We start from the raw sequence: 15,711 nt of genomic DNA on the forward strand, positions 1-15,711 counted from the left end.
TATAAGTTATGAACTTACTGAAATCTAATTACGAATATAATTAGCACATCAATATAAGACGAATATTACTGCACACAACCGTAGAAAAAGCATACTTTTATTGCATATTTAACTTTTTATAACAGCCATACAGTTATTAGAGTTCTACTTACTAATAAATATATAAGCTTTTTTCTAACTTACAAAAATAAAACTAACCTAATATTTATTTATAAACATTTTATGACTCATCAGTAATAGTTATCGCACTAATAAAACAAGCATCAATACATTTTAAACATCGCGTACATTTTTCAATGTTAATAATTGGTTTTTTATCTGCATACCAGATCATTGCCTGTTCAGGACAAGAATCAATACAGCTTTCACAATAACCATAAAGATTATCGCAAATATTACTGATCATCATCTGCGGTTGTTTCACTGGCGGCCGCGCAAATTGAGTGAATAATTGGCGGCGACTATATTGCTTTGATTCACGCATTAAAATAGATCTTATGAGGAGCAGCAATTGCATTAAATTGTTGCGCTACTGCAGTAATAAATGACTGACCCAAATCAGCTAATTCACGATACGCTCCAACAGGTGCAGCTTGTTGAAATAACGCTAAATAATGAGGAGCCCAAGGTAATAAATGTACGGATAATAACTCAGCCACCGCATCAAATTTTTTCTCCTCAATCAAACTCGCAATCACCATCAACATTAAGCCAAATTGATCTTCAGGTTCATTGTGTTTAGCCTCAAATTCAATACCACATTGTAGTAAAAATTGTCGATAATGGAGCGTTGAATCACCAAAGACAACCGCTTCCTTATCTAAATAGACCGAGCCCCAAGGTGGCGCTTTCATTTCACCAATCCCTGTAAATAACTCATCGTGCCATACTGACAGAGTATGCGGATCAGTCGCAGATATTGCAGCAGTGGTCTTATCAAATTGAGAAAAACCAGTATTATCGAGTCGTAATACCGCATTAATTCCCACAGTTTCATATTGACTCGGGTGGTAATAAAACAAGCCACCAATAATTCTACTCAATACTTTTACATTTTCCATATCACTACAAATGAACATTGTTTCTCACAATCTATTAATTTATATCGTTAACACAATAATGCTTTGAAACTATTTTACATATATTGACACAAAACAATAAATGATAATTTGATAAGGGCATAATTGCGCCATCACCAAACAAAAAGTAATGTCGTAAGGATATATCGTGACGAATTTAAAAAAGCCACTTAGCATCACTCGTCGTAGCGTGCTAAAAAGTGGATCTTTATTAGCAGCTGCTGCTGGAGGAATGTCCCTACCATTCACCAGTGTTAAAGCACTTGCCAAAGAAACACCGACTAAACCCAATGAACAAATCGTGTGGTCATCATGTACAGTCAACTGTGGTTCGCGCTGTCCTTTGCGAATGCATGTCGTTGACGGTGAGATTAAATATGTTGAAACCGATAATACTGGTGATGATGTTTTCAACCATTCTCATCAAGTACGTGCCTGCTTACGTGGTCGCTCAATGCGCCGTCGTGTCTACAACCCCGATCGTCTTAAATACCCATTAAAACGAATTGGTAAACGTGGTGAAGGAAAGTTTCAACGTATTAGTTGGGATGAAGCATTTGATATTATTGGAGATAGTCTAAAAAAAACCATCAAAGAACATGGTAATGATGCAATTTATTTAAACTATGGCACAGGTACTCTTGGCGGTACTGTGACTAAAAGTTGGGATCCATCAAGCACGCTGATTGCTCGAATGATGAATCTTTGTGGTGGTTACTTAAATCACTATGGTGATTACTCAGCGGCAAACATTGAACGTATGAGTGACTTTTTCTACGGCTCATTTATTGATAACAACAGTATTGATGATGTTCAAAATGCAGACCTGTGTATTATGTTTGGTAATAACCCAGCAGAAACACGTATGTCGGGCGGGGGTCAAGTTCACAGTTTCGTTGATGGTCAAAAAATCCATCATACTCGTACAATTTGTATTGACCCACGTTATACCGATACAGCCGGTGGTCGTGAAGACCAGTGGATCCCGATTAAGCATGGTACAGATGCGGCATTGTGCGCAGCGATTGCCCATGTATTAATTAGTGAAAACAAGGTTGATCAAGCTTTCCTCGATAAATATTGTGTCGGTTATGATGCAAAAACACTGCCAGCATCAGCCCCTAAAAATGGCAGCTATAAAGATTATATTTTGGGTAATGGTGATGATAAAACACCAAAGACGCCACAATGGGCAGCGCCGATTACTGGTATTCCCGCAGATATTATCATTAAACTAGCCCGTGAAATTGGTAATTCAAACCGCACCTATATTACCCAAGGCTGGGGATTGCAACGTTCAGCTAATGGCGAACAAGCTTGTAAAGCTATCATGATGCTATCACTACTTCGTGGTCAAGTTGGTCTTCAAGGTGGCGGCACTGGCGCACGAGAAGGCAATCATAGCTACCCATTTGTTCGTTTTCCTAAAATAGAGAACCCAATCAAAACGGCTATTCCAATGTTCTTATGGACGGATGCTATTTTCCGTTCTAAGTCAATGACAGATAAAACTGATGGTATTTTAGGTGCAGAAAAGCTCAATAATCCTATTAAATTTATCTGGAACTATGCGGGTAACTGTTTAATAAACCAACACTCAGATATCAACCGCACCATGACATTTTGCAAGATGAAACAGCATGCGAAATGATCGTTGTGATTGATAACCATATGACATCATCAGCAAAATATGCAGATATTGTATTACCAGACTGCACTACATCAGAACAATCTGATTTCTGTATGGACGGTGCAGCAGCATCTATGCCCTATTTCATTTTTGCAAGTCAGGTAATTAAGCCCCGCTTTGAATGTAAACCTATCTACGACATCATGTCTGGTGTAGCCAAGCGCATGGGGGTTGAGCAAGCCTTTACTGAAGGCCGTACTCAGGAAGAATGGTTACGATGGATGTATGCAGAAACAATTAAGCAAAATAATGACCCAGATTTACCTGATTACGACACTATGCGTAAACAAGGGATCTATAAAAAACAATTTGATCGCCCACATGTACCTTATGAGGATTTCCGTGCCGATCCGATTGCTAACCCACTTCCTACGCCATCAGGAAAAATTGAAATTTACTCAGAGCAACTGGCTGTTATCGCTAAGGAATGGACATTAGGTAAAGATGAAAAAATCACACCTATCGCTGAATACCATTCAACGTTTAATGGCTGGGATTCAAAAGATCGTGAACAATTCCCGTTACAACTAACAGGCTTCCACTATAAAGCTCGTGCTCATTCAACATACGGTAATGTTGATATTTTAAAAGCCGCGGCTCCCCAAGAGCTATGGATGAACCCTGTCGATGCAGCACCTCGTGGGATTAAAAATGGTGATCTAGTCAGTGTCCGTAGCAAACAAGGCGAAGTTAACGTTCGTGTCAAAGTAACACCTCGAATCATGCCCCATGTAACAGCATTAGGCGAAGGTGCTTGGTATTCACCGAATAGTAAAGGTGTCGATCAAGCTGGTTCAATCAATGTATTAACGACTAGTCGTCCAAGCCCGTTAGCGAAATCTAACCCGTCTCACACTAATCTGGTTGAAGTTAAACTTGTGAAAAGCATGGGAGTTGCATAATGACACCGAAAAAACAATATGGCTTTTACATCGATTCAAGTAAATGTACTGGCTGTAAAACTTGCCAACTGTCATGCAAAGACAATAAAGATCTTGGTATTGATCGTAACTTCCGTCGAATCTATGAATACGTCGGTGGTAATTGGAGTGAAAATAACGGCGTATTCCGCCAGGATGTTTTCTCTTATTATCTCTCTATTTCATGTAATCACTGTGATGATCCCGCTTGTACTAAAGTATGTCCATCTGGCGCGATGCATAAACGTGAACAAGATGGTTTAGTGGTAGTGAATGAAGATGTTTGTATCGGCTGCAAATATTGCCACATGGCATGTCCTTATGGTGCGCCGCAATATAGTGAAGAAAAAGGTCATATGACCAAATGCGACGGTTGTTTTGAACGTGTCGCTGAAGGGTTAATGCCTATTTGTGTCGATAGCTGCCCGCTACGTGCTATCGAGTTTGGTGATATTGCTGAATTACGAAAAAAATACGGTACTAATGCTAATTGCGCACCATTACCTGATTCAAATATTACTCATCCGAACCTAATCATTAAGCTAAATCCAAATGGTAAACCGGTTGGTGATACCAGTGGCTTTCTGCAAAATCCTCGAGAGGTGAAATAATGCTTTATCCTGAATTACCTCTAGTGGTATTTACCGTACTTGCACAAACTGCAGTTGGTGGCTATCTCATTATGGCTGGGCGGTTATCTCAACTCACCTCAACAGCGAAACAACATCGACCGCTAGTACTTAGCATGTTTGTTTTATGGGCATTTATGGCGGTAGGTTTTGCTGCATCAACCATGCACTTAGGCAGTCCTCTGCGAGCATTTAATGCACTTAACCGTGTTGGTCATTCTGGATTATCTAACGAAATCCTAACGGGTAGTTTGTTTTTTGCCCTTGGCGGACTTTATTGGTTAGCGGATCTATTTAAGATTTTCCATGAAGGGGTATTAAAACTCGCTCGAATCATTGTGGCAATTGCTGGCATCATTTTTATGGCAGCGATGATTAAAGTGTACTTGATTAACACCGTACCTGTTTGGGATAGCAGTTTTACTTACGTTGAATTTATTGGCACCGTATTAATGTCAGGTGTGCTATTAGGTTATGTATTACTCAATCTAACAGGTGCGGCTACGGCAAAATTAAATGCCAAGTTAGCAATTTTCGGCGTCATTATTATTGCACTACATCTTATTATTACTACTTGGCAACTTGTTACCATTGCCGAAATAACCACCTCGATTCAAACTGGTGCTGATCATTTAGCTGTTTATTCAGGATCGATCATTACCCGTTTAATCTTGCTCGTTATTGCCGGTGGCTTATGGTTATTATCAGCATTTAAATCAAATCAAGCTGTAACAGTAAAAACGCTTGGCTGTCTTGCTTTTATAGCGATGTTTATTGCAGAGATCATCGGTCGCGGCGTTTTTTACGGCTTACACTTTACTGTTGGACTCTTATAAAAAATAATCGATGATATAAGATCTAACGTACACAACAAATAAAAACGCCACACTCATATTTATATAAATAAAAGAGATGGCGTTTTTTTTATTTAATTATCAGTACTACTTTTGACGACCAAAAACTTTCACACCAGCACGAGTGCCGTCAGAATTGCCGTACACTTCTAGCTTCTTTACACAACGTTTATATGAAAATTTACGCCAGCTTGTTTCTTGATTCTTTTTAAGATCTCGATAGAACGGTATATTACGTGTTTCACCATTTCTAAATGTCACTTTTATGCGTTCAAGGTGTAAATTACGTTCTGCTTTTACTTTAATAGCATCGGTATTACGACACACCACTAATGGAATTTTTGCGCCGTGGTTACCAATTTCAAGTAAAATAGTGCGACCGAGTGTAATTTGGTCATAAGCATGAGCCGTAGACACACTACCGAAAAAACTTAGAGCAACAAACAGGTAAGGAAGTGCTTTTTTTATATTCATGATCTCATTAAATAAATGGGCTATAAATTGCCGCTATCGTAACCTAATCCAGCAATAAAACGAGCAAAAATAACCTCTTAAGTAAGATGATGATCACAATATAACGCTATTGGCATTCAAAAATACGTCATTATTAACGACAAAGAATAACAGTTATTATTACCCTATTGCTTTGTTACTCAAATAAGACTTAACTGCTCGAAAACCAGCGACAAAAGTTAGCCCAGCAGTAATAACAGGAAACACAAACATCAACGGCTTTAATGTCGTCATTATTGCCATTGCAGGTTCAGTTGTCGGTTGATAAAGAGGAAGATGATAAATAATGCCATAACTTAGGCATAACGTTATCACAAGGAAAACGGCTGCCACAAGTACACCAAAAAGCCATGATTCATCCGTTAATTGCGCAAACATTCTTCCATAACGTTCAGCGCCTGATTTACTTATACCCGCCAATAGATTCCCCCTTTACAACTATTGATAATAATAGAAAATCACCTCAAACATGATATCTAATAACGGTCTGAGGTGATTTATTGTTTTAATTAGCTACGGTATAACGTCACTATATTTTGAGGCGTAAAATCAACCATATCACCATGAACAAGAGTTTCGAGCGTGATATCAGAACCCACTTCGATCACCTCTCCCTTCATAAACTCAGACTGGCAATCAACAATTTTTACTTTAATTTCAAATCTATTTGAACGTAGTTTCGCTGTTTCTCCTATCTCAATAGGCTTGTAAATATCTACAGGTGCTTTACCAAAGAAAGATCTTGGACCGTTTACATCATCCCACTGCATCGTCATTTCCTTATGATTAATACTTACTCAGCTCAAGTTCAATTTGAGTCTGATATACCTACTGAATTCTCTCTTATCACCATATCTGTAGTGATAATAAAGACGCAACATAACAGCCACATTTTATCGCCAATTGAATTCGTTATTCAATAAAAAAAACATCAAAAAAGGTGATGAAAACCACGAACATGACGTATTTTATGCTGTTTAAAAACGTAATTATCATATTACTCTAGTCATTATTTTGTTTAATACGGAAAAGTTAATATTTATATCTACTATTGACGCTAAACTATTAAGCAGTATTTATTACTGAAAGATAAATTTAGATCATAATGCGTCATGATCCAATTGTCTCTTCTCTGTACTGATAATGTTAACTATCTGTTGCCATTTATTTGATTGGTATGTCAACATTAAATATCCTTTACCGCTTGATAATCCCTTTAGCTCAACCAACGCACTGCTTCCATCTTCAGCTTGCCAAAACGATACCCAATTACCACATTCATCGGATTTTAAACATTTATAAAATTCATCATGATCTTTAGATGTTTTCTTTGCTAAATATTCATCCGTATGAGGGCTATTATATTTTTGGGTTAGGCTCTGTTTGACCTTACTATATAAAGCCTTTCCTTCTTCCCCTGAAATATCACCACTAATATTTTGACTAACTAATATAACTTTTTGAAGCCCATGTTTATTATCTATCACGACTATATATCGATCACTAAAAGAGACTTTTTGGATCGGTTCAGTCGTTTCACATAACATTAAAGTGTTTTTAGTCGCGCAATCAGTGAGTGGCACTTTTTTATTTATCTCATGATAAGACTGCCCCCATTCAAACCCAAAAGGAGCTCCAATATCATTCGCCATCACACCAAATGAGCTTGTCATAACAAATAAGTAAAGTAACATCTTCATAACAAATCCTTTTGTTCTGTCACATCTCATATAAAACTAAATCAATCAATATAATATCAGCTAAACACCACAATATAAACTTAGTGGCATATTATGGTAGTAAATTTATTGTAAGAAGATTAAACAAAAGCGTAACTGTGATTAAGCCCACAAAATCATGGGCTTATTGATAATTATCATTTTATTTCAAAACACTAAAATCACAGACGTAAGAAAGAGAGTACTAACGGAGAATAACTATAATGGTGTTATATTCAATGGATGCTTACCAAATCAAATCAACGATTCTTTCGTCTGCAATATAATAAACAATATCACCAGCCATAAGTATAGTTGATAAACTAGGATTAATTTCACAGACTTTATCACGCTGATGTACTGCGATGATAATTGCTTCATGATGTTTCTTAAAATCGTAGTAAATTGACTCTAAAGTAAGATCATTAATATTTTCTGGTACTTCAATAGAGTATTGAGTTTGTCCTTTATGCGCACTGACTAACTCTGAATGAATAAAGCTAGAACCTTTATCTATTACCGATTTAGCAACTAGCTCGGTTGATAATGAAGATATACATTCTGAATTCGGACAATATTTATGTAACAAATCACGCTTAATCGAATCATCAAAATGCGCGACCAAATGAGCATCACTGTTTTGTTCTGCAATAAATAAACTTACGGTTAATGTTGCATCATCTAAATCAGTGTCAACAATCACAGCGCTAGCAGTAGAAAGGCTTGCACGCTCCATTTCTATAGCGTCAGTAAATGAATTCACTCGTACAAAATGTACATCGCTATCAAACGGAGATTCTTCATATTCACACGATACTACCACTACCTCACGTCGACCTTGCTCTTCTCTTTTAAGCATTTCAAGTAAATGAGGCGTACGGCTACTATGGATACCAATAACGATAATGTGATTTTCTAAATTCAAATTTTGCTTCCCTCTTCGATTTGCACGCCAAAAGTCAGTAAAAAAAACCGCTATTTTACCAATCGATAATGCAAATAAGCCCACACCACAAGGAATAATAAATAAAGCGGCTAATAATTGTCCATGTGCTGTTATGGGGCTTAAATCACCATAGCCGACAGTACTGCTTGTGGTTACTATATAATAAATAAAACTTGCGAAGTTATCCGTTAAATGGGGTTCATTAGCAAAGACTAAACCAACCCAACTAGATACCACATAACCACTTACAAGCAATATCAACGTGTATCTATTAATCGCCATAAAATGCTTATTAATCACTTTTTTTATAACATTTAATAGCGTATGCATACCCTTTCCTTTTGATCTACATAATATTAACAGTATAGCTAATCACCATCAGTTAATGCTCTTAACCAAAACAATAATCCTGCTATACACGAACACAACATAATAGGTATAACTAAAGCGTAACTTAATGATAATACCATCAAGTTACTCCCCACAACTGCGCCAATAAAAATAGAAAACCACAGGCTAATTTGTTTAATAAATACTTTTCTATCACCTTTACCGAGTAATAACATCGCCAATTCTCGCCCAGTATTGGCTAAAAAAGCAGTCGCAAATGTTAATGGCATTGCCTTATTAATGGTGATCCTTAGCGCAATATTTTGTAATCCCATCGCAAACGCCAATACAAAGTTGGTTGCGATGGGAACAGTAATTTTTTCAATAAAAATAGCACTAAATAGCAATATCGATACGGTACTCATCACCAACCAACGATAATTCTGCGGCTGTAATACAGCGATCATCTCACCCACTGTAATGCCAGCGACAAACAAAAAAATCACCCCGATATAATAAAATGATTGACCATATTGATGGCTAGAAAGCAACATCGCCACATGCGTTGTATTGCCACTCATAAACGATACAAACAAACCATTTTTAAGATGAATAAAGCCAATCGCATCAACAATTCCAGCGATAAATAACAACATAAATGGCATTGCTGCAAGAATAGCAGGCTTAATTACAGATAGACTCAATGGGTTATAACATAAGTAATGATAACAATACGTTAAGTATTACATTAAATTTAGATATTTGACACACTATGAAGTAACAATAATTAACGCAAACTTTTAAGTTCCAGCATCTTGATTAAATAAATACGAATCATGATTTTTAACGCATTTTTTGCGACCACAGTCATACAATAATGAATAATTAGCATTCATCTAATTCACTTTCTGCCATCAAGATATCGTTTTTAATACATCAGTGAAATTATATTTCCTGTAAAATAAAAATATGGAGTATAACTTCAGCAATGATAAGGATAAGTAACTAATCATTCCTGTTATGAAGTCCTCATCAAATTAAATATTTATCTATTCATATTTGATATTTAAGGATCGTAACATGACATTTAAGAAAACATACCTATTAACCCTTATTGCATCATTGTTATCTTGCTCTGTAAGTGCACAAGTCATGGAGTTTATTCCATCAGCCAACCCTATTCATGATGAACCCATAGAGCAAGGTTGGGTAAATTATTTAAGTGGTCATGGTTACGGACAAAGCATTGCCAATGAGGATTTGATAGAGTGGTATGTCAATGGAAATAATGGTCGCGCTAATTGGAAAATCACCCCCGATACAACGCTAAATAATCAAGCACAAATTTACGGCTGGCAACTTACAACCCAAATGCGTGTCGCTAGTGGTGGTTACATAACTAACTATTACTCTAATGGCAGCAAACGCTTTTTACCTATTATATCCATCAACCAAAATAATGAATTAACCGTGACATTTGATGGTGAAACAGCAGAAACAGTGCTTGCAGCAGACAGCACGGTTAACGACTATCATCGTTATGATATTGTTTTCCATCCCGGTGATACTCAAACGGCAAGTTTTTACTTTGATGGTCGTTTAATTCGCGATCAATGGGTAGGAACAGCGAGTAACCAGAATATGATTGCTTGGGGTAATGGATCATCTTCAATAGCAGGAGAAGCATATTATAAATCTATCGCCTTTCAAGTAAATGGAGATGCTGTTTTTTCCTCCCCAGATAGAATCCCATCACTTGTAGTGAGTGACAAAACACCAGGAACAGTCGTTATTTTCGCCGAAAAGAGAGTCGGTGGTGGAGATCCTGGAGCAATCTCAAATACCAATGATATTATTACTCGAACATCTCAAGATTACGGCCGAACATGGAGCAATGAACTTAATTTAACTGAAGAGATTAATATTAGTGATGACTTTGACTTTTCAGATCCACGCCCTATTTACCTTGCTGATGAAAATAAAGTATTAGTCTCTTACGTACGTTGGCCAACTAATGCCGCTCAAAATGGTGATCGCATTAAACCTTGGATGCCTAGTGGGGTTTTTTATAATGTCTATGACGTAGCAAATAACACATGGGAACAACCCGTTAATGTTACTTCTGATGTTAAAGAACGCACATTGCAGATTATTGGTTGGGGCGGCCATGAATATTACACACGCAGCAGTCAAATAACCGCCACTGATAGTTGGGATTTTTCTACTCAATTAAGCATTTATAGCGGAACCAAAAACGAATTATTTATTTCAAATGGATCACATGAATTCAGAGTTAATTACACCCATGATAATCAAGGTCGATTAATTGCACATCTTAATGGTCAAGAAAATCCGATCATTATTAAAAATAAAGGTGATCATGTAGGTGGTATCTTTACTTCCTCAATCCAATATTCACCCGCAGATCAAAGTGCGCGCTTGTTAATTAATGATGTTCAATTAGCGCAATGGACGGGAATGCCTTCAGCGGACAATATTATAGGATTTGGCCAAACTGATGCTGCACAAGAAGGAAGATTGCATATAAAATCGCTTTCTCTTGCTAAAAACACGGCGGAAATAATTAATTATGATGCTAGTGCATTAGCCATGTTAAATCCTTCAGAATCGCCAAATAGTCCTGAATCACAAGGATGGCAAAAATCACATTCAGGTAAAGCCTATAACTTCTATGGTGTCGCGAGTATCAATCCAGGGCCTGGTCATGGCATTGAACTGACAAAACAAACACAGATTCAAGGTAATCATAATCAACGGTTAATTTACCCTGCGATTACACTGGATAAATATTTCCTCAATGTAGTTTCCGCATTCTCAGATGATAAAGGTCAGACATGGACAACAGGCTCAGCACTTCCGATCCCCTATAGATGGAATAATAACTTAGAAACTCTAGAACCAAGTGAAGCAGATATTGTTGAATTAAATAATGGTGACTTATTACTTACTGCGCGCCTAGATTTTAATAAAGTCGTCAACGGTATTAATTATGGTCCTCGACATCAATTCATCAGCTCTGATGGTGGTGAAACATGGACGATGCCAGAAGGTAATGATAGTTCTCTATTTAATAACATCAGCACAAGTACTGTAGATGCTTCCATTACTCGTTTCACACCAGCAACTGGTGAAAGCTATTTATTATTTACTAACCCTATGGGTAGCCCTGCTGGCTCAAGTGGCCGTTCAGATCTTGGATTATGGTTTAGTTTTGATGAGGGAACAAGTTGGCAAGGACCAATTCAATTAGTCAATGGTGGTTCTGCTTATTCTGATATTTATCAACTCGACGATAACAATGCAATGGTCATTGTTGAAGATAATGGCCCTAAAATTAGGGTTCTAACAATACCAGTAACATTGATAAAACAAACACTCTAAGACTTTTTATAACTATCGCCTCCAAATAATATTATCAATTTGGAGGCCTTTTTAAAGCAATCATAGCAATAATGCCAGCTTCGGGTGTACATATTTGGAGCCAGATTATCTATATAACAAGCATATAATTAATTATTTTCCAACTCCTTAATGCCTTAAAAATACCTAAGAAGCTATTACGTTAATATAAAACTCATGTTATAAGCATCATCTAAAACCTATTTATAACCCTGCCAAATTAAGCCATAAAATCTATTAATATCACGTAGTAAATAACACTTCACCAAGATATTCACCATCATTTATTACGCCAGGCAACACAAAATAATAACCGCCACCAAATGGTTTTATATAACGCTCTAGTGGTTCACCATTAAGCCTTTTTTGCGTATTAATAAAACCAGTTTTAAGATTTTTCTGATAAGAAATAAAAATGAGCCCCATATCCAACATTCCCGACTCATTTATCCCTAACGAATAACTATAACTGCGTCGACGTAATTTAGCAGTGTATCGCTCTGGATTACGCGGCTCAGCTCTACGCATGTGTGAATTAAATAATATACGATCTCCATGCGGATCTTTCTCATATTCAGGAGAATCGTGCTCATGTTTCATTCCTAGTGGAGCACCGGTTACTTTATGACGACCAAAGTCATTTTCTTGATCTTCTAAGGGCGTTCGATCCCAAAACTCAAGATTAAAGCGAATTAAGCGAACTGCTTGATATGATCCCCCTCGACACCAAGTCGGTTCTTTATCGCTATCTGTAACCCAAACTAACTCATTCATTAGATCTGTATTATCGGCAGGAGCATTACCTGTACCATCTTTAAAACCAAACAAATTCACAGGCGTTGATTTATGATCAATATCGCGCGATGGTAAGAACCCATCTATTTTCCAGTGTGGCGCTAAATATAAACTCGTGTGTTGTAAAATATCACGTAAAGCATAAACCACACTCTCAGGACTATTTGCACATATCTGTAACGCGATATCTCCACCACACCAATCAGAGTCAAGTCTGTCATTTGGAAAACTCGTCATAGCAACTAAATGCCTTGGCTTTAAATGTTTAAGACCAAAACGAGAATCAAATAAACTCGAGCCTAATGAAACAGTTACCGTTAACGAATCAGGATCTAAATGCTCGCCAAGCATTCCTGACTCAAAGGGTGGCATTTTATCATTACTATTAACCGGCAATTTTTGGGGCTGAGTTAAATAAGCAATCCGATTTGTGATAATTTTGAAGAGATCTTTTAATTCATCTAAACTATTTGCTGTCACATTAAAGGTTACAAAAGAAACATTTTTTTGCTCTTTAGTAATCACACCTGCTTGATGATGTCCTTTATAATCAATCTTATGATTATACTTACGTTCAGAATACGTTTCTTTTGCTACTATAGTTGGAATAGTAAATAGTGCACTACCTGCAACAAGCGTTTTTAATGCATTACGTCTAGAAATTTTAAAAATTGAAGATGATTTCATGCTATTTATTTCCATATATTCTTTAATATTTGTAATACACATCAAGGTTCAATTTTGTCCTTAGTGTTGCGAGTAAATATGCTTGCTGCGTCAGTACAGAATATAATTTTGTTTTATCCTTTGAACTTAAACTATTATACAATTTATATTCGTTATCATTCAGTTTATAGCCATCGAGAATAACCATGATTTCGCTATAATTATGTAATATTGGCGTTAATGAGTCTTTAGGGATAAAAGGTTTAACTTCATCGACTATATATAAAGACCCTTTTACGTTAGCAGCGATATCCGCTAAGTCAGATAAACTGTATCTATTTTCTTTACCTGAAATTTTAGTCTCCAATACCATCTCAATAAAATCAGCAGATGACTGAATCAATTTAGCAATATCAATATCTTCAGCTTTTACTCTTCGTGCTAAATCATTTGAATTCATCAATAACTCATCAACAGCAGCCAATGCAACTTGAGTATTTTTTTGATTAAAAAGCAAATATTCAACTAGATGAAAACCTTTGAAACGGTAATCCTTAACGCCATCGAGAAAATCATCACTACGTGAATTAATAACTCGATCAGTATGACCAAATAACCGTACAATAGGCCGCACCATTTCATAATATTGATGAGCTCTAACATAAGCAACTTGTGCACTTGCTATATTGTTAACCTTTAAACTGCTTTTTACGTTATTTAACTGACATATCATATTTTCAATATTTTCAGACACATAATCCATATATGTTGCAGTTACTTGTTTGTACTTTTCTGGAGTAGGAATATCACCTTTCGCTATGATAATTTCACTACCCGTTTGCACAGGTGACCGCAATGCTTTAGCTGCTACTCCTTGTGTAAACAACAACGAAGCAAAGACGCAAAGGATCAAAAGACCAACGTTGTTACGCATACTTTCTTCTCCGTAAAAATATAACGGCAATAACCATCCAGTAAAAAACAAACGTAATAACACTTAACCAAATAGGCTGCGATCGATAGCCAAAGAATGAGTTCAATAAATTGCCAAAAAATCCTGAATCATCAAGCAATGCAGTTGTATTCCAAGCTGGATAATACAGAAAATCGGGAACAGAATAATCGTACTCAATAAGTAAATTGATACAACCTTCAACACCTTTCAGTAATAATGAAACAGCTAAAAATAATAAAATAATTCCTGTTGTATTAAAGAAAATACGCCAAGGAACATAATGATTAATTAAGGTAAACAGATAAAGTGTTAATGCCGCAATAGCGATACCGCCACCCACTTCTGCAAAAAAATCGGCTGCATTTGCAGAGTTAAGAGACATAATAACACCCGATAAAAATACTACGATTTCACTACCTTCTCGAGCAATCGCAATGGCAACAATGAAGGTAACTCCCCACCAATGTTGATTTTCAGTTCTCGTCTCTAACCCTGATACTATTTCGGATTTCATTGAACCGCTATGACAATTCATCCAATAGACCATTTGAACAATTAATATGCAGGCAACAAATTCCATTATAATCATAAATAATGATTGGCCAGTATCACTCAAGACATTGAATACACCATAGATTAACAATGCGAGTAAAATAGAGGTACTGATCCCTATTGCTACACCACCCCATAAGTAACGTAATCCGTTGCGGCTATCTACATGCTGTTTAATCCAAGCGTAAATAATGCCAATGAGCAGTAAAGCTTCAATACTTTCACGCCAAATTACAAATAATACTTGTCCCTTCATTGGCTTGACTCTTTAGCTATAATTTTTCCTTTTGGATGATCTAAATGGAAGTCGTCAAAAAATGTATAAGTACCTTGCCTTAGTGGTGCAATGACAACAACCGAGCTAGCCCCCGGAGCTAATACTTTTTCTTTTCGTAATTGAGTGCTTTCAAATTCAGCGGGTTGATTACCTATATTTGAAATTTTAATCCGAATTATTTTTTTTGTTGGAACCTCTAATACAAGTGGAATTAGATCGCCATTTTTAATTTGTAAATTAACCGTAAATTTTTCAGCGGCATGAACAGATATAGGCGAAAATAAATAAAATGAGAGAATAATAAGTGTTAAATACTTTTTCATTTTGCCTCAATATTAATTTGATAAATAAAAATAAGAGGAGGTCA

Annotated in this window: 15 protein-coding genes and 1 pseudogene; 4 read left to right on the forward strand and 12 right to left on the reverse strand. The window is 36.5% G+C overall.

The features are described from left to right. Positions 1-220: 220 nt before the first annotated feature. Together C0W29_RS14275 and C0W29_RS14280 are read right to left on the reverse strand one after the other, a co-directional pair. Positions 221-484, reverse strand: a complete 264-nt coding sequence (locus tag C0W29_RS14275) for a 4Fe-4S binding protein (RefSeq protein WP_045044782.1) — start codon at positions 482-484, stop codon at positions 221-223. Beyond that, positions 477-1,079, reverse strand: coding sequence for a molecular chaperone TorD family protein (locus tag C0W29_RS14280; RefSeq protein ID WP_052671603.1), 603 nt, complete (start codon positions 1,077-1,079; stop codon positions 477-479). Before C0W29_RS14280 ends, C0W29_RS14275 begins: the two co-directional genes overlap by 8 nt. Positions 1,080-1,227: 148 nt before the next feature. On the opposite strand from C0W29_RS14280, the pseudogene C0W29_RS21920 reads away from it, so the two are divergent. From C0W29_RS21920 to C0W29_RS14295, 3 genes and pseudogenes are all read left to right on the forward strand, one after another. Then, a pseudogene (locus C0W29_RS21920) lies at positions 1,228-3,671 on the forward strand (DmsA/YnfE/YnfF family dimethyl sulfoxide reductase). Beyond that, complete coding sequence (locus C0W29_RS14290) at positions 3,671-4,300, forward strand: DMSO/selenate family reductase complex B subunit (protein WP_036790527.1); 630 nt, start codon at positions 3,671-3,673, stop codon at positions 4,298-4,300. Before C0W29_RS21920 ends, C0W29_RS14290 begins: the two are co-directional and overlap by 1 nt. Then, positions 4,300-5,154, forward strand: coding sequence for a dimethyl sulfoxide reductase anchor subunit family protein (locus C0W29_RS14295; RefSeq protein ID WP_045044783.1), 855 nt, complete (start codon positions 4,300-4,302; stop codon positions 5,152-5,154). Before C0W29_RS14290 ends, C0W29_RS14295 begins: the two co-directional genes overlap by 1 nt. Positions 5,155-5,259: 105 nt before the next feature. On the opposite strand, the gene C0W29_RS14300 is transcribed toward C0W29_RS14295, so the two are convergent. The 6 genes from C0W29_RS14300 to C0W29_RS14325 form a co-directional block, all read right to left on the reverse strand. Further along, positions 5,260-5,646, reverse strand: coding sequence for a DUF2541 family protein (locus tag C0W29_RS14300; RefSeq protein ID WP_045041348.1), 387 nt, complete (start codon positions 5,644-5,646; stop codon positions 5,260-5,262). Between the two features lie 159 nt (positions 5,647-5,805). Continuing rightward, the gene (locus C0W29_RS14305) at positions 5,806-6,105 is read right to left on the reverse strand and encodes a hypothetical protein (protein ID WP_036790533.1); all 300 of its coding nucleotides are present in this window, start codon (positions 6,103-6,105) and stop codon (positions 5,806-5,808) included. A gap of 89 nt (positions 6,106-6,194) precedes the next feature. Next, the gene (locus C0W29_RS14310; protein ID WP_036790535.1) at positions 6,195-6,455 is read right to left on the reverse strand and encodes a hypothetical protein; all 261 of its coding nucleotides are present in this window, start codon (positions 6,453-6,455) and stop codon (positions 6,195-6,197) included. 330 nt (positions 6,456-6,785) lie between these two features. Further along, positions 6,786-7,385 (reverse strand): hypothetical protein, encoded by a 600-nt coding sequence (locus C0W29_RS14315; RefSeq protein ID WP_045041350.1) that lies wholly within the window; start codon positions 7,383-7,385, stop codon positions 6,786-6,788. A 265-nt stretch (positions 7,386-7,650) separates the two neighbouring features. Next, positions 7,651-8,679: an ion channel gene (locus tag C0W29_RS14320; protein WP_107174061.1), complete on the reverse strand. Its 1,029-nt coding sequence runs from the start codon at positions 8,677-8,679 to the stop codon at positions 7,651-7,653. A gap of 38 nt (positions 8,680-8,717) precedes the next feature. Further along, complete coding sequence (locus C0W29_RS14325; protein WP_235869029.1) at positions 8,718-9,383, reverse strand: YoaK family protein; 666 nt, start codon at positions 9,381-9,383, stop codon at positions 8,718-8,720. 376 nt (positions 9,384-9,759) lie between these two features. Between C0W29_RS14325 and C0W29_RS14330 the strand changes: the two genes are divergently transcribed. Next, positions 9,760-12,081 carry an exo-alpha-sialidase gene (locus tag C0W29_RS14330; RefSeq protein WP_045041351.1) on the forward strand — a complete coding sequence of 774 codons (2,322 nt, stop codon included), beginning with the start codon at positions 9,760-9,762 and terminating at the stop codon, positions 12,079-12,081. Between the two features lie 261 nt (positions 12,082-12,342). On the opposite strand, the gene efeB is transcribed toward C0W29_RS14330, so the two are convergent. The 4 genes from efeB to C0W29_RS14350 are packed head-to-tail and all read right to left on the reverse strand — an operon-like array spanning position 12,343 to position 15,667. Next, positions 12,343-13,581 carry an iron uptake transporter deferrochelatase/peroxidase subunit gene (efeB, locus tag C0W29_RS14335; RefSeq protein ID WP_235862018.1) on the reverse strand — a complete coding sequence of 413 codons (1,239 nt, stop codon included), beginning with the start codon at positions 13,579-13,581 and terminating at the stop codon, positions 12,343-12,345. Between the two features lie 22 nt (positions 13,582-13,603). After that, positions 13,604-14,494 (reverse strand): EfeM/EfeO family lipoprotein, encoded by an 891-nt coding sequence (locus C0W29_RS14340; RefSeq protein WP_045044785.1) that lies wholly within the window; start codon positions 14,492-14,494, stop codon positions 13,604-13,606. Continuing rightward, positions 14,487-15,323, reverse strand: coding sequence for an FTR1 family iron permease (locus C0W29_RS14345; protein WP_045044786.1), 837 nt, complete (start codon positions 15,321-15,323; stop codon positions 14,487-14,489). The genes C0W29_RS14340 and C0W29_RS14345 overlap by 8 nt, the downstream gene beginning before the upstream one ends. Continuing rightward, a complete protein-coding gene (locus tag C0W29_RS14350; protein WP_036790572.1) occupies positions 15,320-15,667 on the reverse strand; it encodes a cupredoxin domain-containing protein in 348 nt (115 codons plus the stop codon). The genes C0W29_RS14345 and C0W29_RS14350 overlap by 4 nt, the downstream gene beginning before the upstream one ends. Between the last annotated feature and the right edge of the window lie 44 nt (positions 15,668-15,711).

The organism is Photobacterium kishitanii, from assembly GCF_003026355.1.
Lineage (GTDB): Bacteria > Pseudomonadota > Gammaproteobacteria > Enterobacterales > Vibrionaceae > Photobacterium > Photobacterium kishitanii.

Coding starts and splice junctions, on each gene's coding strand:
- C0W29_RS14280 (WP_052671603.1), bottom strand. CDS start 1,079: ATGTTCATTTGTAGTGATATGGAAAATGTAAAAGTATTGAGTAGAATT.
- C0W29_RS14275 (WP_045044782.1), bottom strand. CDS start 484: ATGCGTGAATCAAAGCAATATAGTCGCCGCCAATTATTCACTCAATTT.
- C0W29_RS14340 (WP_045044785.1), bottom strand. CDS start 14,494: ATGCGTAACAACGTTGGTCTTTTGATCCTTTGCGTCTTTGCTTCGTTG.
- C0W29_RS14300 (WP_045041348.1), bottom strand. CDS start 5,646: ATGAATATAAAAAAAGCACTTCCTTACCTGTTTGTTGCTCTAAGTTTT.
- C0W29_RS14315 (WP_045041350.1), bottom strand. CDS start 7,385: ATGAAGATGTTACTTTACTTATTTGTTATGACAAGCTCATTTGGTGTG.
- C0W29_RS14295 (WP_045044783.1), top strand. CDS start 4,300: ATGCTTTATCCTGAATTACCTCTAGTGGTATTTACCGTACTTGCACAA.
- C0W29_RS14290 (WP_036790527.1), top strand. CDS start 3,671: ATGACACCGAAAAAACAATATGGCTTTTACATCGATTCAAGTAAATGT.
- C0W29_RS14320 (WP_107174061.1), bottom strand. CDS start 8,679: ATGCATACGCTATTAAATGTTATAAAAAAAGTGATTAATAAGCATTTT.
- C0W29_RS14330 (WP_045041351.1), top strand. CDS start 9,760: ATGACATTTAAGAAAACATACCTATTAACCCTTATTGCATCATTGTTA.
- C0W29_RS14345 (WP_045044786.1), bottom strand. CDS start 15,323: ATGAAGGGACAAGTATTATTTGTAATTTGGCGTGAAAGTATTGAAGCT.
- C0W29_RS14350 (WP_036790572.1), bottom strand. CDS start 15,667: ATGAAAAAGTATTTAACACTTATTATTCTCTCATTTTATTTATTTTCG.
- C0W29_RS14310 (WP_036790535.1), bottom strand. CDS start 6,455: ATGCAGTGGGATGATGTAAACGGTCCAAGATCTTTCTTTGGTAAAGCA.
- efeB (WP_235862018.1), bottom strand. CDS start 13,581: ATGAAATCATCTTCAATTTTTAAAATTTCTAGACGTAATGCATTAAAA.